At 58.8% G+C, this 21,648-nt stretch carries 17 protein-coding genes; 11 read left to right on the top strand and 6 right to left on the bottom strand.

All coding sequences use genetic code 11. From position 1 onward, the window contains the following. Nucleotides 1–36 precede the first annotated feature (36 nt). The gene (locus tag AGR13A_RS00485; protein WP_080833037.1) at nucleotides 37–978 is read right to left on the bottom strand and encodes an ABC transporter substrate-binding protein; all 942 of its coding nucleotides are present in this window, start codon (nucleotides 976–978) and stop codon (nucleotides 37–39) included. Between the two features lie 205 nt (nucleotides 979–1,183). Here AGR13A_RS00485 and AGR13A_RS00480 point away from each other — a divergent pair, with 205 nt between their 5' ends. Further along, a complete protein-coding gene (locus tag AGR13A_RS00480; RefSeq protein WP_080833035.1) occupies nucleotides 1,184–1,891 on the top strand; it encodes a YoaK family protein in 708 nt (235 codons plus the stop codon). Nucleotides 1,892–1,918: 27 nt separating this feature from the next. Here AGR13A_RS00480 and AGR13A_RS00475 read toward each other — a convergent pair whose 3' ends face one another. Continuing rightward, entirely contained in the window at nucleotides 1,919–2,437 is a 519-nt protein-coding gene (locus tag AGR13A_RS00475; RefSeq protein ID WP_051795964.1) for a hypothetical protein, read from the bottom strand. A gap of 78 nt (nucleotides 2,438–2,515) precedes the next feature. Between AGR13A_RS00475 and AGR13A_RS00470 the strand changes: the two genes are divergently transcribed. Continuing rightward, complete coding sequence (locus tag AGR13A_RS00470) at nucleotides 2,516–3,154, top strand: trimeric intracellular cation channel family protein (RefSeq protein WP_035219581.1); 639 nt, start codon at nucleotides 2,516–2,518, stop codon at nucleotides 3,152–3,154. Nucleotides 3,155–3,225: 71 nt separating this feature from the next. Here the strand turns inward: AGR13A_RS00470 and irrA are convergent, their stop codons facing one another. Next, nucleotides 3,226–3,645 (bottom strand): iron response transcriptional regulator IrrA, encoded by a 420-nt coding sequence (irrA, locus tag AGR13A_RS00465; RefSeq protein WP_035219582.1) that lies wholly within the window; start codon nucleotides 3,643–3,645, stop codon nucleotides 3,226–3,228. 317 nt (nucleotides 3,646–3,962) lie between these two features. Here irrA and fabA point away from each other — a divergent pair, with 317 nt between their 5' ends. From fabA to AGR13A_RS00435, 5 genes are all read left to right on the top strand, one after another. Further along, nucleotides 3,963–4,478 carry a 3-hydroxyacyl-[acyl-carrier-protein] dehydratase FabA gene (gene fabA / locus AGR13A_RS00455; RefSeq protein ID WP_035219583.1) on the top strand — a complete coding sequence of 172 codons (516 nt, stop codon included), beginning with the start codon at nucleotides 3,963–3,965 and terminating at the stop codon, nucleotides 4,476–4,478. 76 nt (nucleotides 4,479–4,554) lie between these two features. Beyond that, entirely contained in the window at nucleotides 4,555–5,778 is a 1,224-nt protein-coding gene (gene fabB / locus AGR13A_RS00450; protein WP_035219585.1) for a beta-ketoacyl-ACP synthase I, read from the top strand. A gap of 6 nt (nucleotides 5,779–5,784) precedes the next feature. Continuing rightward, entirely contained in the window at nucleotides 5,785–6,591 is an 807-nt protein-coding gene (gene fabI, locus AGR13A_RS00445) for an enoyl-ACP reductase FabI (protein ID WP_035219587.1), read from the top strand. Between the two features lie 191 nt (nucleotides 6,592–6,782). Next, nucleotides 6,783–7,379, top strand: coding sequence for a TadE/TadG family type IV pilus assembly protein (locus AGR13A_RS00440; RefSeq protein ID WP_080833029.1), 597 nt, complete (start codon nucleotides 6,783–6,785; stop codon nucleotides 7,377–7,379). Next, a complete protein-coding gene (locus AGR13A_RS00435) occupies nucleotides 7,376–7,969 on the top strand; it encodes a TadE/TadG family type IV pilus assembly protein (RefSeq protein WP_139785996.1) in 594 nt (197 codons plus the stop codon). The genes AGR13A_RS00440 and AGR13A_RS00435 overlap by 4 nt, the downstream gene beginning before the upstream one ends. Nucleotides 7,970–8,012: 43 nt before the next feature. On the opposite strand, the gene AGR13A_RS00430 is transcribed toward AGR13A_RS00435, so the two are convergent. The 3 genes from AGR13A_RS00430 to AGR13A_RS00420 all read right to left on the bottom strand — a co-directional run bounded on the left by AGR13A_RS00430 (nucleotide 8,013) and on the right by AGR13A_RS00420 (nucleotide 17,013). Beyond that, nucleotides 8,013–9,779 carry a sulfite reductase subunit alpha gene (locus AGR13A_RS00430; protein WP_080833026.1) on the bottom strand — a complete coding sequence of 589 codons (1,767 nt, stop codon included), beginning with the start codon at nucleotides 9,777–9,779 and terminating at the stop codon, nucleotides 8,013–8,015. Continuing rightward, the gene (locus tag AGR13A_RS00425; RefSeq protein ID WP_080833025.1) at nucleotides 9,776–15,277 is read right to left on the bottom strand and encodes a glutamate synthase-related protein; all 5,502 of its coding nucleotides are present in this window, start codon (nucleotides 15,275–15,277) and stop codon (nucleotides 9,776–9,778) included. The genes AGR13A_RS00430 and AGR13A_RS00425 overlap by 4 nt, the downstream gene beginning before the upstream one ends. A 407-nt stretch (nucleotides 15,278–15,684) precedes the next feature. Beyond that, entirely contained in the window at nucleotides 15,685–17,013 is a 1,329-nt protein-coding gene (locus tag AGR13A_RS00420; protein WP_080833023.1) for an MFS transporter, read from the bottom strand. 305 nt (nucleotides 17,014–17,318) lie between these two features. Here AGR13A_RS00420 and cyoA point away from each other — a divergent pair, with 305 nt between their 5' ends. From cyoA to cyoD, 4 genes are all read left to right on the top strand, one after another. Then, on the top strand, nucleotides 17,319–18,392 hold the full coding sequence (cyoA, locus tag AGR13A_RS00415) for a ubiquinol oxidase subunit II (RefSeq protein ID WP_035219601.1): 1,074 nt from the start codon (nucleotides 17,319–17,321) through the stop codon (nucleotides 18,390–18,392). A gap of 76 nt (nucleotides 18,393–18,468) precedes the next feature. After that, nucleotides 18,469–20,472 carry a cytochrome o ubiquinol oxidase subunit I gene (gene cyoB / locus AGR13A_RS00410; RefSeq protein WP_080833020.1) on the top strand — a complete coding sequence of 668 codons (2,004 nt, stop codon included), beginning with the start codon at nucleotides 18,469–18,471 and terminating at the stop codon, nucleotides 20,470–20,472. 5 nt (nucleotides 20,473–20,477) lie between these two features. After that, nucleotides 20,478–21,104, top strand: coding sequence for a cytochrome o ubiquinol oxidase subunit III (gene cyoC, locus AGR13A_RS00405; RefSeq protein ID WP_035219604.1), 627 nt, complete (start codon nucleotides 20,478–20,480; stop codon nucleotides 21,102–21,104). Beyond that, nucleotides 21,104–21,496, top strand: coding sequence for a cytochrome o ubiquinol oxidase subunit IV (gene cyoD, locus AGR13A_RS00400; protein WP_035219607.1), 393 nt, complete (start codon nucleotides 21,104–21,106; stop codon nucleotides 21,494–21,496). Before cyoC ends, cyoD begins: the two co-directional genes overlap by 1 nt. Nucleotides 21,497–21,648 lie beyond the last annotated feature (152 nt).

Here is a 21,648-nt window from a genome sequence, read left to right as displayed (position 1 = left end):
CAACATTCCCTACCGAAATGTGGCCGCCTTTTTCTGCTATTTGATGAAGGATGTATCCGCGAGGGTCGAAAGATCGGGTTTCGACTTTATCACGCCGATTTCCAGCAGCAGATCGGCCGATTTTTCGGAGAAGGTCTTGAATTCGCCCTCGAAGAACTTCTGGTTGGCGGCCTTGTCCTGCCATTCGAGGAACTTCGCCGAGGCTGCGAATGCCTCTCCTGCCTGCTTCACATCCGCGCCCATCGTCGCATAGGACTTCTCAGGCTCGGCCTTGATGAGGTCGAGCGCCTGGAAATAGCTGTCCGCCAGGGCTTTCGCCGCCTGCGGATTGGCCTTCAGGAAATCGGGTGTGCAGCCGAACGTATCCATAACGGCGGGATATTCGAGCGTCGTGGCGAGGATTTTTCCCTTGTCGGGGGCGGCGCGCACGGTGGACAGATAGGGCTCATAGGTCATGGCCGCATCGTTCTGGCCAGCCACAAATGCCTGCGCGGCCGGTCCCGGCTCAAGGTTGACGACCTTGACGTCCTTCAGGGTGAGGCCGTTTTCCTTGAGTACCCAGGCAAGGAAGAAATAGGGGGACGTGCCGGGCGCGGAAGCGGCAACCGTCTTGCCCTTCAGGTCCGCGACTTTCGAAACGTCACTGCGCACCGCAATACCATCGGCGCCATGCGATTTATCCATCTGGAAAATCTGGGTGGATTTCACGCCATTGGCATTCCACGCGATCCATGTCTCGACCGTGGTCGCGGCACACTGAATGTCGCCGGAAGCGAGAGCCAGATGCCGGCTGGCCTGTGGAATTTTCTTGATATCGACCTTCAGGCCGTTCTTTTCAAAAATGCCCGCCTGCTTGGCAAGTGTCAGCGGCGCAAAGCCGGTCCACCCGGACATGCCGATGGTCACCGACGTTTCCGCATAGGCGGAAGCGGATGAAACAAGCGCTGCGATTGTGGCGAGAACCCACGTTTTTTTCATGATCTGAACCCCATTTTGATTTATTTTTGTGCGACATTTTTTATCGCTTTATTTGAGGCATGGTAGGCAGGGATTTTATACTTGTCTAGACAAAATGGCGCGGCTGGTAACGCATCAGGAAAGATTGCAAACGGGCATCTCGGCATTCTAGACATAGGTAGCACGGTACGGCGTATCGGCCGTCGCTTTTCATATCGAGCCTTCCATGACCAGACAAAGACGCCGCAGCATCATCAGGGCAAGACGCACCGGAACCGGCATCGCGCTGGTGGCCGCCATTTCCTTCATCGCCGGCATGACGGATGCCGTGGGTCTTTATATTTCCGGAGATTTCGTCTCGTTCATGACCGGCAACACCACGCGCGCCGCCGTCTCGATGGAGGCCGGTACCTACTCCCATGCCGTGAAACTGCTTTTCGCAATCGTTGCCTTCGTGGCGGGCAATGCCGGGGGCATTGTGGTCGCCCATAAGTTCGACCGGCGCATCTTTGCCGTTCTCATGGGCGTGGGGGCGCTGATGGCAATTGCAGCGCTGTTGCGCAATGAGGCCGCCCTCGCGCAATTTTATCTCGTCGTTTTCGCCATGGGCATGGTCAATGCCGCGGTCGAGCATATTGAGGGGCTACCGATCGGCCTTACCTATGTGACCGGTGCTCTTTCCCGCTTCGGCCGCGGCATCGGCCGTTTCCTCCTGGGCGAGCGGAGCCTCGACTGGGGTATTCAGATCGTACCGTGGCTTGGCATGATATGCGGGGCGATCTGCGGCGCCGTGCTGGGTGCCACACTCCAGTCGGATGCCCTGTGGGTGGTGGCGGCAACGGTTTTTGCCGTCGCGACTGCCACCCTCGTCATTCCGCGCTCTCTTCGTCACCGCTATAATCAGAGGGTCAAAATCAGGCGCATCGCGCCATGACTGCCCCTGCCGCCACCGGCTTCGCCGTTACTTGCGCGAAATGGTGACGAACTTCGTGCCGCGCACCCGCACCGTCATCAGGCAAGGTTCCTTGTCCGTGCGCTCGCAATAACGCGGGTGCATCTTCAGCACGAAGACCATGTTGCCGAAACGCTTGATGAAGTCGTAGCCGTAGATCCGGGCTGTGGCGATCATCAGATAGCCGCCCTCTTTTACCTGAACGTAAAAATTATAGGGGCATCCCTCGTCGTCGCAGCTGCGACCTTTTTCACCGTCGCAATCCAGAACACCGTGATTGACGACCGCATCCATCAGGCCGTCATTATTGATATCCAGCCGCGTGACGAAATCGTCGCCGAAGGCCGCCACCTTGCACTCCTTGCGGAAATGGTCCTTCTCATAAATCTCGGGATCGTTCACCAGCTGCTGCTGTGCCGACAGCGCCGCCGGAAACATCAAAAGGACCAGCGCCTGAAGAGCGGCAACGAGAGCGATTCGCACGGCATTTTCCTTTGCATCCGTTTCGGTTATGGATGTTGCGATCATCCGGGCGGCCAGCCTAGAGTTTAGTGCTTGCGCGACACTGACGTGTTCGCAGCCCGTGTTTCCGGGGGGAACCTTTTCATGACACTGCTGGGTTTTCTCGATTATGCCGGCGTCGCCGTCTTTGCCGCAACCGGCGCATTGGCCGCTTCGCGCAAGCAGCTCGACCTGATCGGCTTCCTGTTTTTCGCAGCCGCGACAGGGATCGGCGGCGGAACGGTGCGCGATCTCGTGCTGGGCAGGGCGCCGGTGTTCTGGGTGGTGAACCCGACCTATATTCTCGTCTGTGTCTCAGTCGCGGTTCTGCTCTTCTTCACCGCACATCTTTTCGAATCCCGTTACCGGGTGCTGATCTGGCTCGACGCCATCGGCCTCTCCGCCTATTGCGTCATGGGAGCGGCCAAGGGGCTGGCGGCAAGCGGCTCGGCAACGGTGGCCATCGTCACCGGTGTTCTGACGGCGACGTTCGGCGGGGTCCTGCGTGATATTCTCGCCGGGGAACCATCCGTGCTGCTGCGCCCGGAAGTCTATATCACCTGTGCCCTTTTGGGCTCTTCCATCTTCACCGGCGCTTATTTCCTCGGCGCGCCGCTTTATGTCGCGTCAGGCATCGGCGTGCTGACGGCGTTCGGCGTCCGCTCCGGCGCACTGATTTTCGGATGGACCTTTCCGCCCTACAAGGCCAAACCCGGCAGACGGCCGGAAGATATATTGAAATGAGGCGTAAGAGGCCTGAAACAAAAATGGCGCCTGGAAGGCGCCATTTCTAATGAATTTTTCCGGCCGAGGCTTCAGCTACGCTTGCGGCGAAGGCGGATAACCACGTCCACATGGGCAATTTCCATGCCTTCGGGTGCTTCAGGCAGATTGCCGATCTGGAGATTGTTGACGGGGATATCGAGAACCTCGTTCTCGCCCTCAACAAAGAAATGGTGGTGGTCGGACACGTTCGTATCGAAATAGGTGCGCGCACCCTCGACAGCCAAAACGCGGATCAGGCCGGCTTCGGTGAACTGATGCAGCGTATTATAGACTGTGGCAAGAGAAACCGGCACGCCGGCGGTGACCGCCTCGTCATGCAGTTCCTCGACCGTCAGGTGCCGGTCGCCCTTTGCGAAAAGAAGATCGCCCAACGCCACGCGCTGGCGCGTGGGCCGCAGCCCCGAGCGCCGCAGCCTCGTTCCGATATCCAATGTGGCGTCAAATGCCATGCAATCCCATTCCAAGCACAGGGGTGAAACTTGCCAATTGCATTAGCATATATCTTTTGCAGCGAATGCTTTCAATAGTTTCAGCGCCGTCGTGTGTCGCAAATGGCCGCAAACCGGCCATTCCTGCAATTTTCCTCTGGTTCCTGCCGGATGGTTCCTGTATGCGGACGGCATATTGAGTTAATGACTTCTGCAAAGAAGGTTCGAAGACAAAGATATGGGGGCTGAGCGGCCTCTGCCCTTGCAGCGCTTCATTTTGAACCTAACTTGCTCTAGTGAAGTCAATCAACACCAGTAATTGGGGAAGTGAAAGCGGTATGGCAACGAGGCAATCAAGTTACAATTATGAGGAGATCCTTTCCTGCGGTCGCGGCGAATTGTTCGGCCCGGGAAATGCCCAGCTTCCATTGCCCCCCATGCTCATGGTTCACCGCATCACCGAAATTTCCGAAACCGGCGGCGCGTTCGACAAGGGTTTCATTCGTGCCGAATATGATGTGAGCCCCGACGACTGGTATTTCCCCTGCCACTTCCAGGGCAACCCGATCATGCCGGGCTGCCTGGGCCTTGACGGCATGTGGCAGCTGACCGGCTTCTTCCTCGGCTGGCTGGGTGAAGAGGGCCGCGGCATGGCGCTGTCGACCGGCGAGGTAAAATTCAAGGGCATGGTCCGCCCGAACACGAAGCTCCTCCAGTATGGCATCGACTTCAAGCGCGTGATGCGCGGTCGTCTTGTGCTTGGAACCGCAGACGGATGGCTGAAGGCGGATGGAGAAACCATTTATCAGGCGACTGACCTTCGTGTAGGGCTATCGAAAGAAAAGACCGCCTGAAGCAGACGGAATAAGTCCTGGCAAAAGCCGGGCGGCTTCGGTCGTCCAGCCGAAATCTTAAGAAAAGGTCCCTTTCATGAGACGAGTTGTTGTCACCGGCCTCGGTATTGTTTCTTCCATCGGCGGTGATGCCGCTGAAGTCACCGCATCGCTGCGCAATGCCAAATCCGGCATTTCATTTTCGCCGGATTTTGCCGAACACGGTTTCAAATGCCAGGTCTGGGGCAAGCCGTCTCTCGACCCGACGGAACTGGTCGACCGCCGCGCCATGCGCTTCCTGTCGCAGGGCGGTGCCTGGAACCATGTCGCGATGAAGCAGGCGATCGCCGATTCCGGTCTGGAAGAGAGCGATATCAGCGGCAATGAGCGCACCGGCATCATCATGGGCTCCGGTGGTCCTTCCACCCGCACCATCGTCGAAGCCGCCGATATCACGCTCAAGAACAACAGCCCGAAGCGCATTGGCCCCTTCGCCGTGCCGAAGGCCATGTCCTCGACCGCCTCGGCGACGCTTGCCACCTGGTTCAAGATCCACGGCGTCAACTATTCCATCTCGTCCGCCTGCTCGACTTCGGCGCATTGCATCGGCAACGCTGCCGAAATGATCCAGTGGGGCAAGCAGGACGTGATGTTCGCAGGCGGCCATGAGGATCTGGACTGGTCGATGTCCAACCTCTTCGACGCCATGGGCGCCATGTCGTCCAAATATAACGAAACGCCCGGTGTCGCCTCGCGCGCCTATGACGTCAATCGTGACGGTTTCGTTATCGCCGGCGGCGCTGGCGTGCTGGTTCTTGAAGAACTGGAACATGCCAAGGCACGTGGTGCGAAGATTTACGCCGAGATCGTCGGTTACGGCGCGACCTCGGACGGTTACGACATGGTGGCTCCTTCCGGCGAGGGCGCAATCCGCTGCATGCGTCAGGCACTTTCCACCGTCAAGGGCGACATCGACTACATCAATACCCACGGCACCTCGACGCCGGTTGGCGACAGCAAGGAAATCGGCGCGATCCGGGAAGTCTTTGGCGACAAAATCCCGCATATCCAGTCGACCAAGTCGCTCACCGGCCATTCGCTGGGTGCTGCCGGCGTTCAGGAATCGATCTACGGCCTGTTGATGATGCAGGAACGCTTCATCGGCGAAAGCGCGCATATTTCCGAGCTTGATCCGGAATTTGCGGGCGTTCCGATCGTTCGCAGCCGCATCGATAACGCCAAGATCGACACCATCCTTTCCAATTCCTTCGGCTTCGGCGGCACCAACGCCACGCTCGTCTTCCAGCGTCATAACGGATAATTGCCCATGAACGGCATCATGCAGGGTAAACGCGGCCTCATCATGGGCGTCGCAAACAATCACTCCATCGCCTGGGGCATCTCCAAGGCGCTTGCGGCACAGGGCGCTGAACTGGCCTTCACCTATCAGGGAGAGGCGCTTGGCAAGCGCGTGAAGCCGCTGGCCGCCGAACTCGGCTCCGACTTCATCGTGCCTTGCGATGTCGAGGATATCGCCTCGGTCGACGCGCTGTTTGCGACGATCCGGGAAAAGTGGGGCTCGCTCGATTTCGTCGTGCACGCCATCGGCTTTTCCGACAAGAACGAGCTGAAAGGTCTTTACGCGGATACGACCCGCGAAAATTTCAGCCGTACCATGGTCATCTCCTGTTTCTCGTTCACGGAAATCGCCAAACGCGCCGCAGAACTGATGACGAATGGCGGATCCATGCTGACGCTGACCTATAACGGTTCGCAGCGCGTTATCCCGAACTACAACGTCATGGGCGTAGCCAAGGCGGCACTTGAGGCGTCCGTTCGCTATCTCGCCGCCGATTACGGCCCGCGTGACATTCGCGTCAACGCCATCTCGGCCGGCCCGGTCCGCACGCTGGCAGGTGCCGGCATTTCGGATGCGCGTGCGATCTACGCCTGGAACCAGAAAAACGCGCCGCTGCGGCGGACGGCAGATATCGACGATATCGGCGGATCGGCGCTTTACCTGCTGTCAGGCATGTCGCGCGGGGTTACCGGCGAGTGCCATTATGTGGATTGCGGCTACAACATCACCTCGACGCCCACTCTTGAGGTTCTGTCGAAAGCGGACGCTGAATAAGCTGCCATTTTTCTATGTTCAATAAAGGCCCGGCAATATGCCGGGCCTTTTGCATTTATAGACTGTGCCACTTTTGTGAATCACTAAAGTATAAAATATCGAGGTAACTGAATGTAAATACCGGCTGGTTATGGTCCGCAACAAATTCAACGGTTGCGCCTGGCGCATATTCTAGAGATCGAAACAACCACATGCGACTGGCCAGACTGAAGCCATTGCTGGAAAAATTCGGCGTCTCGCGCGACGGGACAGCGGCCATCGAATTCGCGATCCTCGCGATTCCCTATTTCCTCGTTGTCTTTGCAATTATCGAGACCTTTATCGCCATGATGGCGGAACAGGTTGTCGTTAATGCCACGGAGAACATGGCGCGGCGTCTGCGCACCGGGCAAATCAGCAGTTCAATTTCGAAAGAGGATTTTCGCAAGAGCTTCTGCAATGAAGTTTCAGTGATGATCACCTGCTCGGCGGATGAGATCAAACAGGAACAGAAGCTCTATATCGATCTTCGCTCCTTTACCGCCTTCAAGGATATTCCAACCACGATACCCCTGAAGCCCTACGGCCAATATTACGATCTGGATACCTCGCAATTTGGCTTCAAGCCGGGCGGTCCGGAAACGATCAACATGCTGCGCGTCTATTATCGCTGGCGCGTTGTCGCCGACATCATCCGGCCCTATCTCACCAAAATACGCCCGGCTGACGGATCGATGCCCTCGCATTTCCTCATTGTCGCGACCGATGCTTTCATGAACGAGAAATACACCACAAGCGGGGGCTCATAATGGCAGGGTTGGCGTCTGCCGTCACGAACGGCAAACTGCGTTTCATCGCGCTCATTGCACGCTTCGCAAAAGATCGCCGCGGCGTGGGCGCCGTGGAATTTGCTATCCTTTTCCCGATATTGCTCGCGCTGTATGTGACGTCCTTCGAACTCACGCTCGGCTACAATACGCTCAAGCGGTCAAGCAGCGCCGCCGCCACGATCAACGATCTGATCTCGAAAACGGGCTCCGTCGACAAGACCTATCTCAAGAACATGCAGAATGTCGCGGCGGCTGTCTTTGCGCCTTACAGCACCAAAGGTCTGCAGCTGAAAATCAGCGGTATCACGATCGACAAGCAGAAACAGGCGAAAATCGCCTGGTCCTGGAATGAGAAAGATCAGAGGCCTTATGCCGTTGGATCGACGGTAACGGTTCCAACCCGCCTGCTGATAGAGAACAGCTTCCTCATCCACGTCGAGCTTTCCATCCCGCATGAATTGCTGATGTTCATGACCGACATCTCCTCATCCGGTGTAAAGTCGATCACGATCGGGCGCGATTACTTCTTCAAGCAGCGCGACGCGGAGACCACCTGCTCCAATTGCTGAGGCATCTGGAGCGGGGAGGTGATTCCCCCATCATCGCCTGCCTTTAATAGACATCACGCAGATAGCGCTTTTCGCGCTTCAGCCGGTTTACATAGTCACTTGCTGCTTCCGCCGAGATACCGGCCTCGTCAATAACGATCCGGTGCAAGGCGTCGTCGACATCCTTCGCCATACGGGTTGCGTCACCGCAAACGTAGAAATAGCCACCCTCTTCAAGCCATTGATAGAGCGCCTTGCCGTTCTGTTGCATGCGGGTCTGGACGTAGATCTTTTCCGCCTGATCGCGTGAAAAAGCGAGATCGAGACGGGTCAGCACGCCATCGCGGCTCATGTCGCCAAGTTCATCTTCATAGATGAAATCCGACTGCCGGTGCTGATCGCCAAAGAACAGCCAGTTTTTGCCCTTTGCGCCCCTCGCCTGCCGTTCCTGCAAAAAAGCCCGGAAAGGCGCGATACCCGTGCCTGGTCCCACCATGATCATAGGCGCGTCATTATCCTGCGGCACACGAAACGCCTTGTTCGGCGAGACGAAAATTCCGCTATTCTGGCCCGCCTCCACCCGGTCGGCGAGATAAGTGGAGCACACGCCGCCGCGCTCCCGGCCCTCAGCGCGATAACGCACGCTGGCGATGGTCAGATGCACGCTGTTTTCCGCGACGAGGGGGCTGGAGGAGATGGAATAGGCGCGATGCTGTAGCGGCTTCAGGAAAGTCACGAATTCGGCAACATCAAATAGCGGCTTTCCGCCGAGATTGACGAGGTCGAGAATATCCTTGCTCCAGAGAAAGGCGGCCAGTTGCTCCCTGTCTCCGTTTGCGAGAATGTGGCTGAGTTCGTCATGTCCTGCGCGCTTGCCAATTTCGGCAACCAGCTCACGCGAGGGTGTCGAAATCTCGAACATATTCAGAAGGGCATCACCAATCGGCCGGTCGAGGCCAGCCACTTCGCCATCTGCTGTTACGTCGAACCGATCGATCAGCGCTTCGACCAGTTTCGGGTCATTAAGAGGCACGACGCCCAGAGCGTCACCCGCCTCATAGTCCAGACCGCTTTCGCCGAGATCGAATTCATAGTGACGAATTTCCTTTGACGAGGCGGGGCCAGAAAGAAGGCGATTAATGTTCACCCGGGCCGAATAGGGGTTCTTGCGGTTCCAGCCCTGTTTTGCTCTTGCCGCCGGCTCGATGACAGGAAGGGTTGTTGAGGCCGGATTGCCGCCATCGACAGCAACCGCAAGCGGCAGGGCCTCGCCGATCCATGCGGCGGCGGCGTCCTCGAAGTCGATATCGCAGTCTATACGCGTCTTCATGCGCTTGCCGCCGAGTTGTTCGAACCGCGTGTCGATAAGCTTGCCCGCCTGGCAGAAGCCGTCATAACCGGTATCGCCGAGCGCGAGGACGGCAAAATTCACCTCGTCCAGACGCGGCGCACTGTCAGCGGCGAGCGCTTCCCAGAAAAGCTGGGCATTGTCGGGCATTTCACCTTCGCCATAGGTCGAGGTGACAACGATGACCCGCTTCATGGCGCCGAGATTGTCCATCGAGACATCATCGAGTGCCGTCACCACCGGCTGCATGCCCTGCGTGCGGGCGGCGGCGGCAATATCCATCGCCAGCGCCTCGGCATTGCCGGTCTGGGTGCCGAAAAGAATATTCAGCACGCTGGTGGCCGCCCTGGGAGCAGCAGCGGCAACCGATGTCTCCAGACCGATGGCGGCGCGGGAATGGAGCCCCGCCAGAAAACCGGAAAGCCATGCGCGCTGATCACCGTTGAAGGGCGCGTCCTGCGGAATATAAGGTATCTTCATCATGCTGCCCTGTGGCTGGATGCGGTGGCAAGGTCGGGAATGGCGCGGGCTGCGAAAAGCTCCTCAAAGCCCGGCAGTCGGCCGATCTTCTCGATGTTTTTCCGGTTCTGCTGAATGATCCAGCCGTAGGTGCCGGGGCTGTCCACCGACCAGATGTTCCGGCGCGCCAGCGCCTGCTTGTAGTCGTCAAGCCGCTTGGCGGCGATCATCACCGCAAGCTGTTCATCGCTATGGTCCGAAAGCGCCTCGCGCGCATATTTCAGCAGCCGTTGCATCAGCGCATAATCTTCCGTGAGGATGAGATTGCGCACGGCTTTTTCGATGGCGGGATCGGAAGGGCCCGAGGCCAGCGGCAGCCGCTGCAAAGCGATGGCCTGCGCCATGCTCAACACGGTATAATTGTTGAGCAGCGCATACATGTCTTCCGTATCCGTCTCGCCATAACCCGGCACCGTTCCGTTCAGGACGGCCTTGCGGTCGCGATAGGCGAGCTTGAACTTGCGCAGCTGGTGGGCGGCAAGCGCGGATGCCAGTTCCTCCAGCAGCTCCTTGCGGGGCTTGGCTTTGAGAATCTCGTCGCTGTCCTGATAAAGCAGCAGGGCACGCGGCATGCCGTAGACGAAATTATGCTGTTCACTTTCCCAGTTTTCCAACAGCCACGTCGCCTTGGCCGAGCCGGTCTCCGCGACATGCAAAGTCAGAAGCTGGTGGACTGCCTGATTGTGGATCGCGGCCTGCTCATCCTCACCGGTGATCGCGCCGAGCAGGATGGAATCATGGCTGACCTTCTTCGGCAGATCGCCATAGGGATCATATTGATAAACAAAGCCGCCGCTCATGCCGTTGCCGAAACCCTTGCCGAAACTGCCGAGGTTCAGCACCGCGCCGTTGGTCATGTATTCGCAGGCGAAATCACCCACGCCTTCGACCACGGCGGTGGCGCCGGAGTTACGCACCGCAAAACGGTCGCCCGCCTGTCCTTCCACGAAAGTGCGGCCGCCGGTGGCGCCAAACAATGCGAAATTGCCGACCAGCACATTGCCGCCCGCCTCTTCCGAGCCGCCGCCGGGGGAGCGCACGACAATGGTGCCGCCACAGGCGCTTTTGCCAACGCCGTCATTGCAGGTGCCGGTATGGACCATGACCATGCCGTCATTACAGAAGGCGCCGAAGGACTGCCCGGCGGAACCGGACGTATCGATGCGCACCGAACCCGCCTCCAGGAACCGGCGGCCACGGCTGTCCCGCTTCACGGCCGGCAGCGCATCCGCCTCTTCATCGGAAAGCTCATGGTTCAGCATACGCTCGATATCGACGGCAAGCTGACCGCCGACACTCTTGTTGCAATTGTTGAGGAAACGATTGCCGCCAAGCTCGATATTCTCGCGCCTGCTGTCGACCAGGGCCGAGCGCACGAGTTCGATGAAGGCATCGTCCAGTGCAAAGTCCTTTTCCATATAGACGGGGCTGTCGATCTTCACCTCTTCGACCACGGCAAGCATTGCCCGGAGGTCAAGCTGGCCGACGCTTGCCGGATGATCGAGGAGATGAAGAAGATCGGAACGGCCGCGTGCCTCCCGCAGCGAGGCAACCCCAAGCCCGGCCAAAATCTCGCGCGTTTCATGGGCGATGTTCATGAGATATTGCGCCAGCGCGCGGGGATCACCGTTGAAGGCTTCCTGATTGGTGGTGAGACCGGCCGGGCACTTGATGTTGCAGTTCTTGGCCATGACACATTTCAGCATCATCAGCGCCGTCGTGCCGAATTCGAAGCTGTCGCCGCCGAGAAGTGCTGACTTCACCACGTCGCTCGCCGTCTGGTGCGCGCCGGAGCAACGCAGCAGCACCTTGGCGCGCAGGCCGGTGGCGCAAAGCGCCTGATGCACCTCGGCAATGCCGATTTCCGCCGCACGGCCGGTATATTTGAGACTGGTGACGGCCGCCGCGCCCGTGCCGCCGGTATTGCCGGCGACATTGATGACATCCGCACCCGCCTTGGCAACGCCGACCGCAATCGTGCCGATGCCTTCCGACGAGACCAGCTTGACGATGACCCGCACGCGCGCTGCCTTGGCGTCATGGATGAGCTGGGCCAGATCCTCGATCGAATAGGTATCGTGATGCGGCGGCGGCGAGACGAGTTCGACACCCGGCGTGCCGCCACGCGCGGCGGCGATTTCCACCGTCACCTTGGGAGACGGCAACTGCCCGCCCTCACCCGGCTTTGCGCCCTGACCAATCTTGATCTCGATCTCTTCCAGCATCGGATCGGCAAGATAACCGGCCCAGACGCCGAAACGGCCGGAGGCGAATTGCTTGATGCGCGAGGCACGGATGGTGCCATAACGGGAAATATGCTCGCCGCCCTCACCCGAATTCGACATGCCGCCGACCATGTTGGTGCCATGGGCAACCGCCTCATGGGCCGCAGCAACCAGCGCACCATGGCTCATGGCGCCCGATGCGAGGGTTTTGGTGATCTCGCTCGCCTTCTGAACGGCGTCGAGCGGAATGCTTTCCGGTGCAGTGCGGATAAGCGAGAGATAAGCGGAGGCTTCACCCTTCGCCTGAACCATGAGCGCGCCGCCTTCCAGCCAGTGGCCAGGAATATCCGCACCGAAACGGTCAAGCAGCGACTGGCCGAGCGCGGCAAGGCGGGCAAGCTCATGACCATGCGGGCCTGTCAGCTGCAGCCGGAATGCGCCGTCTCCCGCCTCTTCGCAGCGCAATCCGCGCACCATGAAGCTGTTATTGCCCTGCCGGGAAAAACGGCCCATTTCCCGGCGGAATTCTTCCGCGGAACCGGCGAATGTCACATCGGCCGGCAATTCCAGAACATCGCGCAGGGCGGCGGGGCGGCGCGCCCTTTCCTCTGCCATCATGCGGGCGAAGGCGCGGTAGCCGGGCGTTACCTCGAATTTATCGATGGCGTCAGGGGTCAGCCGGTCGAAGCTGTTGTGATAATAGGCGGCATCATTGAGACCGAACGCATCTTCGAGCCGGTTGAGCGGCAGGAGACGCAGCGCCTCCTCGTTTTCGGTTCCCTTGTCGAAACCGATCTTTTCCTCCGTCATATCCACGAAACCGCGTACCGCCGTCGTGCCATAGGAATGGCCGGCGCCTTCCGCACGCTCCTTGAAGAGGCCGAGCAGCGGAATGTCGTTTTCGCCCTTCACGGACAGCGCCTTGCGGTGCCAGTCCGCCACGGCCTGCGCGATGACGGCGAAGTTGACGCCGCCAACCGGGGTCTTCACATTCGGGAAATAGCGCTTCAATACAGCATCGTTGGTGTCGAGGAAGTTCGGCTCGAAGAACTCGCCACCGATATAACTTTCCGCCGTGCACAGGCCGACCTTGCCCATGGTCTTCATCAGCGACTTTTCCGCCGCCTTGGCAAAACGCTTGAAGGCCTTGTCGGCATCGGTACCGAATTTCTCCTCGGCGCGGAACTGCACGCCAAGCGGATAGACGGCCGAAGCACCGAAGCCGAGGCCGGCTGCTATGTGATGCGAGGAAGAAAACTGGCCACTTTCCACGATCAGGGAAATGCGCAGCCGCAGACCCTCCTCGATCAGCCGCTGATTGATGGCGGAAACGACCATGATCATCGGCAGAGCGGCGCGGCCTGCGGAGACATGCCGGTCGGTGATGACGGCGATGCCGCCTTCCTCTGCTGCGAAAGCCACAACCTCATCGCAGAGACCATCGATTGCCTGCCGCAGGGCCGTTTCATTGGCCTCCGCAACATCGAAGACCGGCGAATAGAGCATTTCAAAACGACGAAGGGGCGTCTCCGACTGTTCGCGAATACGCAGCATATCGAGATGGGTCAGGATCGGAGAGCGCACGACGATCTGGCGGGCCTTCTTCGCGCCGCTGTTCGGCTTCGCACCGAGGGCGACACGCAACGTCATGCCATCGGCCTCACGAATACTGTCGAGCGGCGGATTGGTGACCTGCGCGAAACGCTGTGAAAAATACTTCGCGACGCCGCCTTCCTGATCGGAAAGCGCATTGATGGCATTGCCGTAACCCATCGCCGAAATCTTTTCCGCGCCGGAGGCCAGCATCGGGTCCATCAGGAACTTGAAGCTTTCCTGATTATGCGAATAGGCAACATAACGCTGGTGGCGTTCCAGATCGCCGTTGTAACGCAGCGGCGAGCCCTGCTTGTCGGCGGGCACCTCCGGCAGATCACCAAGCATCACGCGCGCTTCAGATAGCAGCGAGGAATAGTCCCGCTGCGAGGCCAGAAGCTCCAGCGCCTCTACTGTGGAAAAAGCACGACGCTCGGCGTGATCGTAATAAAGCATGCCGCCCGCCTCGATGCGGCCGCGACGGATGACGCTTTCCGCCGGAAACGCGATCTGCCCGGCCTCCGACATGACGCAGAGATAATCTTCCGTCTCGACCGTGCGCAGCGGGCGCAGGCCGAGGCGATCGAGCCGCGCACCGATGATGGTGCCATCGCCGAAAATCAGCGCGGCCGGGCCATCATTCTTTTCCTCATAAAGCGAGAAATATTCCAGCATCGCCTTCACGGCCGGTGACAGGGTATCGTCATTTTCCCAGGCTGGCGGCATCATCGAGACCACGGCGGTAACGAGGTCGAGACCGTCTTCCATTACCCGTGCCTGCAGGGTCTGATCCAGACGGCAGCTATCCGACTGGCCCTTCGGCCGGATGATGCTGGCATTCTTCGCCAGCGCCACGGCCGCTTCCGACAGCCGGTTCTTCTTGTCGGTATTGAGTTCGCCATTATGCGCCATCAGGCGGAAGGGCTGCGCCATGGAGGGGTGCGGATCGGTATTGGTGGAAAACCGCGTGTGGAAATACATCGTATGCACTTCATGGCGCGGATCGGTAAGGTCACAGAAATAGGGCATGACCTCATGCGAGTTCAGACGCCCTTTCAGAACCTGCGTGCGGGCGCTGAGCGACAACGGATAAAAGCCGGCGAGTTCCGGCACGGTATAGGCAAGCGCCTCGATGGCCAGCAGCGCCTTGTGGATGCGCCAGTCGAATTCGGCGAGGGTTGCGCATTCGGCAGGAGCCGAGAAAACCCATTGCCGGATCGGCAACTGGTAAGGAATGGCGGCGGGGCGGATAGCCGCGTCATTCACCGGTACATCGCGGGCAAGCAGGACCGAAAACCCCTGCTCCTTGAGGGCGTTTGCGATGATACCGACCGCCTCGCCGTGGAAAGCCGGATTTTGCGGCAGGAAAAAATTGCCGACACCGAAGCGGCCGGCCTGCAAGGCATCATTACCCGTCAGCTTCTGAAAAAATGACAACGACAGGTCGAGCGACACGCCGGCACCATCGCCGACACCTTCCGCCGACATGCCGCCGCGATGCGGCACGGCACAGAGCGCCTCATGACCGCGCTTCAGCACATCATGCGTCTGCACGCCATCCTTGCGGGTGATGAAACCGACGCCACAGCTGCTTTTTTCAAAAGCCGCATCGTAAAGGCCGAATTTTTGCTCCGTCACACTCAAGGCACTCTCCTCTCGTTGCGCATTTCGCGCGGCATCGCCCTCTTTCCCGAAACCCGGCGCGTCAGCCGGCACTCTGCGGGCGGAGCCGCAGGCGACCTGGCTGCTCCTCATTCTTTTGCTTATCGGCGTTTAATGGCGCGAACGGTCGTTTTGCGGCCGGCAAACGGCGTGGCGGCAATGGCCGCTTTTTCGCAAATAATGATCGTCGTCGTTCGCATCGCGTTCCCTGGTGGCCGGCATTTCCGGCAATGAGACACACTGAATTACGTCAGTATTGCTTACATAATATTTCATGAAGGACCGAGTCAAGATTAAAATCGATCCCGCGCAATAAAAAAACAAAAACGCCGCGAAATCCGACAGGATTCCGCGGCGCAATGGCTGCAGAGGTTGTTAAATTGCCCTGTTCACTCCGACGGCATGTCCAGCGTGCGGCTGAACCAAAGCGCGACCAGGGTACAGACCGCACCGGACATCAGGTAAATTCCGACCGCAAACAGTCCGAATTTGGACGAAAATCCAAGTGCGACAAGCGGGGCGAAACCGGCACCGATCAGCCAGGAAATATCCGAGGTGAGCGATGCGCCGGTATAACGGTATTCGCGGCTGAAGCGGGAAGCGAGCGCACCGCCCGCCTGACCGAAGGACAGACCAAGCAGCGAAAAGCCGATCAGCACGAAGAGATAGCGGCCGATATCGCCCGAACTCAGAAGGACGGGTGCAACAAGGCTGAACAGACCGATCAGCACTGCTGCGACAGCCAGAAGCTTCCGGCGGCCAATCCTGTCGGCCAGAATGCCTGAAACCACGATCATGCCACCGGCGATGATGGCGCTGACAAACTGCACGAACAGGAAGTCCGAAACACGCTGGGTGGTGTTGAGGGAAACCCAGCTCAGCGGGAAAACCGTGACGAGATGGAAGAGCGCGAAGCTTGCCAGCGGCACGAATGCACCTGTGACCACGACCGGAAACTGCGAGCGCAACATCTTGAACATGGGGCGCGGCTCCAGTTCGTGCTGTTCAAGCATGGCCTGGAATTCCGGCGTCACGATCATGCGCAGGCGGGCAAAGAGCGCGAGAACGTTGAGCGCCAGCGCCACGAAGAAGGGGAAACGCCAGCCCCAGGCGAGGAATTCCGCATTGGAAAGCTGTGTGACGAAAACGATGAAGAACGCGCTTGCGAGACCGAAGCCCATCGCCGCGCCGATCTGCGGCATCATGGCGTACCAGCCGCGTTGCTTCGGCGGTGCATTCATGGCGAGCAATGAAACGAGACCATCCCATGCGCCGCCAAGACCGAGACCCTGACCGATGCGGAACACCGCCAGAAGACAGGGAGCGAGCATGCCGGCTTCCGCATAGGAGGGAAGAAAGCTGATCGCCATCGTTGAACCACAGAGCGTGAACAGCGCGGCCATCAGCTTGACGGCGCGGCCGAACTTTCGGTCGATCTGAAGGAAGATCAGCGAGCCGATCGGCCTTGCGATAAAGGCCAGAGAGAAGACTGCAAAGGAATAAAGCGTAGCCGTCAGCGGGTCGACGAAGGAGAAGAAAACGTGCGGAAAAACGAGCGCGGAGGCAATGGCATAGATAAAGAAGTCGAAAAACTCAGTCATTCTCGCAAGAATGACCGCAATCGTGATGCGATCCGGATCGACCTTGACCGGATCGGTTCCATGACCGTTTGCTTCCGGCGCCTGCCCAAAGGATGGAGCAGCATTGCTATAACTCATAATATTCCTCCTGCGTCATGGACGAACCATTTCCTGTAACGCGCCGGCTCCTCTTCCGTTGCGTTACGATGCGACGGATTGTCACACGCACCCTCCGTAACGTCAATTGAAGTTTGGCAAGAAAGGCTTGCCCGAGAAGCTCGCTATGCGATAATGCACCCGCTCCGTCTTCAAACGCAGCTCTGCCCGCACATGGTGCATCGCGAAGGTTTCGCTGCACCGCGACAATATACCTCATTTCAAAAATGATGTTCGGCAATTAATCGCGGCATAATCCAAACTGTACGAGTCCAAAGAACGTGCGCATGATCAAAAAACTCCCGTCCGCCCTTCTGGCAATCCCGGCACTGTTGCTGCTCAGCGGCTGCAACCTCGTGGTGATGAATCCTTCGGGTGACATCGCCATCCAGCAGCGCGACCTCATCATCACGTCCACGGTTCTGATGCTGCTTATCATCGTTCCGGTCATCGTCCTGACGCTGTTCTTCGCATGGAAGTACCGCGAATCGGCAAAGGCGGAGGATTACGATCCCGAGTGGCATCACTCGACGCGCCTTGAAATGGTGATCTGGTCGGCCCCGGTCGCCATCATCCTGATGCTCGGCACGGTCACCTGGATTTCCACCCACCGCCTCGATCCCTATCGTCCGCTGGAGCGTATCGACGAGAACCGCCAGGTCACCGCCGAGACCAAGCCGATCACGGTCGAAGTGGTGGCCATGGACTGGAAGTGGCTGTTCTTCTATCCCGAACTGGGCATTGGCAGTGTCAATGAATTCGCCGCTCCGGTCGATGTTCCGATCAACTTCAAGATCACCGGCACGACCGCGATGAACTCCTTCTTCGTTCCCGCACTTGCCGGCCAGATCTACGCCATGGGCGGCATGCAGACCAAGCTGCACGCGGTCATCAACAAGGAAGGCGTTTATGACGGCTTCTCGGCCAACTTTTCCGGCCCCGGCTTCTCCCATATGCGCTTCAAGTTCCATGGCCTGAGCCAGCAGGGCTTCGACCAGTGGGTGGCGAAGGCGAAGGAAGGCGGCAAGGGCTTCGGCCGTCAGGAATATCTCGAATTCGCCAAGCCGTCGGAGCGTGAGCCGGTTCAGTATTTCGCCTCCGTCGATCCGGAACTCTACAGCGCCATCCTCAACCGCTGTGTCGAGCCCAACAAGCTCTGCATGCGCGACATGATGCATATCGACGCCAAGGGCGGCGGCGGCAAGGAAGGCATCGACATCGCCAAGGCGCTGAACTCCGTCGTCTGCACGCCGCTTGCTCCCTATGGCGTTGCCAGCGGTCCCCAATCCACTCCGGCTGCGATCGAAGGTCAGACTTTCGAGCCTGCGGCGCTGCCGGAAACGAAACAAGTCGCTGGCTGACGGATACGTCCCGGCATTATGCGGCGCGGCCAATGGCTGCGCCGATCTTATGTCTTAGAATCGCAAGAGGCTAAAAATGATCGTCAATTCCGATCAAACGTCGTTCCTGTTCGGGAAGCTGACATGGGAGTCCATCCCGCTTCACGAGCCCATTCTCGTCGCGACCTTCGCGGCCGTGGCTCTGGGCGGTATCGCCGTCGTCTGCGCCCTCACCTATTTCCGCCTCTGGGGCTATCTCTGGAATGAATGGTTCACGAGCATCGATCACAAGAAGATCGGTATCATGTACATCATCCTGGCGCTGGTCATGCTTTTGCGCGGTTTCGCCGATGCCATCATGATGCGCGTCCAGCAGGCTATCGCCTCTGGCGGATCGGAAGGTTACCTTCCGCCGCACCATTACGACCAGATCTTCACGGCGCACGGCGTCATCATGATCTTCTTCATGGCCATGCCGATGATCACGGGTCTGATGAACTTCGTCGTGCCGCTGCAGATCGGCGCACGCGACGTTTCGTTCCCCTTCCTCAACAACTTCTCCTTCTGGATGACCACGGCCGGCGCCGTCATCACCATGATCTCGCTGTTCGTGGGTGAATATGCGCAGACCGGCTGGCTCGCCTATCCGCCGCTTTCGGGCATCGATGGCAGTCCGGGCGTCGGGGTGGATTATTACATCTGGGGTCTGCAGATCGCCGGTGTGGGAACGACACTCTCAGGCATCAACCTGATCGTGACGATCATCAAGATGCGCGCGCCTGGCATGACCATGATGCGTCTGCCGATCTTCGTCTGGACATCGCTGTGTTCGAACATCCTGATCGTGGCCTCGTTCCCGATCCTGACCGGCACGCTCGCGCTTCTCACCCTCGACCGCTACGTTGGCACGAACTTCTTCACCAACGATCTCGGCGGCAATCCGATGATGTATGTCAACCTCATCTGGATCTGGGGCCATCCCGAAGTCTACATTCTGGTGCTGCCGGCTTTCGGCGTCTTCTCGGAAATCGTCTCGACCTTCTCCAACAAGCGCCTTTTCGGTTATGCCTCGATGGTCTACGCCACGGGCGTCATCACCATCCTCGCTTATGTCGTGTGGCTGCACCACTTCTTCACCATGGGTTCGGGCGCAAGCGTGAACGCCTTCTTCGGCATCACCACGATGATCATCTCGATCCCGACGGGTGCCAAGATCTTCAACTGGCTCTTCACCATGTATAAGGGCCGCATCAAGTTCGATGTCCCGATGCTGTGGACGATCGGCTTCATGATTACCTTCGTCATCGGCGGCATGACCGGCGTTCTTCTCGCCGTTCCGCCGGCGGACTTCGTGCTGCACAACTCGCTGTTCCTCATCGCCCACTTCCACAACACCATCATCGGCGGCGTTGTGTTCGGTGTGCTCGCGGGTATCGTCTACTGGTTCCCGAAGGCCTTCGGTTACCGCCTCGATCCTTTCTGGGGCAAGCTGTCCTTCTGGTTCTGGTTCATCGGCTTCTATTTCGCCTTCATGCCGCTCTACATTCTCGGCCTGATGGGCGTGACCCGCCGTATCAGCCAGTTCGAAGACAATTCGCTGCAGATCTGGTTCGTGATCGCGGCCTTCGGCGCCTTCCTGATCGCGCTCGGCATCGCCTCCTTCGTCATCCAGCTCATCGTCAGCTTCCTCAAGCGCGATCAGCTGCGTGACGTTACCGGCGATCCCTATCATGGGCGTACGCTGGAATGGTCGACCTCGTCGCCGCCGCCGGCCTACAACTTCGCCTTCACGCCGGTCGTCCATGACGTCGACGCCTGGGCGGATATGAAGAAGCGCGGTTATGTCCGTCCGCTTGAAGGTTACATCCCGATCCATATGCCGAAGAATACCGGTGCGGGCGTGATCATCAGCGCCATCAGCGTGGTGCTCGGCTTTGCGTTGGTGTGGCACATCTGGTGGCTGGCGGCTCTGTCCATGCTCGCCATCATCGCGGTCTCGATCGCCCATACCTTCAACTACAACCGCGATTACTACATTCCGGCTTCCGATGTTTCGACAGTCGAGGCGGAACGTACGAAGCTGCTTGCTGAACAGGCGTAACGAATATGGCTCATGCACCTGCACAAAGCGTCGACGGCGCTGAACCACCGGTCTTCTATCTGAAAGAAGACCACCACCCGGAGAACGGCACCTCGCTGGGCTTCTGGCTCTACCTGATGAGCGACTGCCTCATCTTCGCGACCCTGTTTGCCACCTATGCCGTTGTCGGCCGCAACTATGCGGCCGGCCCTTCGGGCGCCGACCTGTTCGATCTCAAGCTGGTGGCGATCAATACCGGCTTCCTGCTCTTCTCCTCCATCACCTATGGCTTTGCCATGCTGGAAATGGAAAAGAAGAAGGTGAAGTCGACACTGGTATGGCTTGGCGTCACCGGCCTCTTCGGCCTCGCCTTCCTCGCCGTGGAACTTTACGAGTTCCATCACCTAATCGCGGAAGGCGCCGGTCCGCAGCGTTCGGCGTTCCTGTCGGCCTTCTTCGCGCTGGTCGGTACGCACGGTCTGCACGTCACCTTCGGTATCATCTGGCTCGTCACGCTGATGTTCCAGGTCTCCAAGCACGGCCTGATCGCAGCAAACAAGCGTCGCCTGATGTGCCTTTCGATGTTCTGGCACTTCCTTGACGTCATCTGGATCGGCGTCTTCTCATTCGTCTATCTCATGGGAGTTCTTTGATGAGTTCCGAAGCACACGCACACCACGACGCGCATGGCGACGACCATCACCATGATGGCGCGAGCCACGGCACCTTCAAGAGCTACATGATCGGCTTCGTCCTGTCGGTTATCCTGACGGCGATCCCCTTCTGGCTGGTCATGGGCGACGTTCTTGAAAACAAGACCCTGCTGGTCATCGCGATCATGGGTCTCGGCGTCATCCAGATCTTCGTGCACATGATCTACTTCCTGCACATGGACACCAAGTCCGAAGGCGGCTGGACCTTCATGGCGCTGATCTTCACCGTCGTGGTGCTCCTGATCACGCTCTCCGGCTCGCTCTGGGTCATGTACAACATGAACAAGAACATGATGCCGCTGCACATCGAAGATGTGAAGAACCTGCCCTGAGCAGCATAAATCAACGGCCTGCCGGGTTTCCGGCGGGCCGGCTAACGCACCAACACATAACCCCATGAATCGTGGTGCGATTTATGGGGTTATTTGCTGGAAGACCGGATGCCTGCGGCCGAAAGCGCTGCCGCGGCAAGCCGCATGGCCTT

The organism is Agrobacterium genomosp. 13 str. CFBP 6927 (genome assembly GCA_900012615.1).
Classification (GTDB): Bacteria; Pseudomonadota; Alphaproteobacteria; order Rhizobiales; family Rhizobiaceae; genus Agrobacterium.
This window is presented reverse-complemented; position numbering and strand designations above follow the sequence as displayed.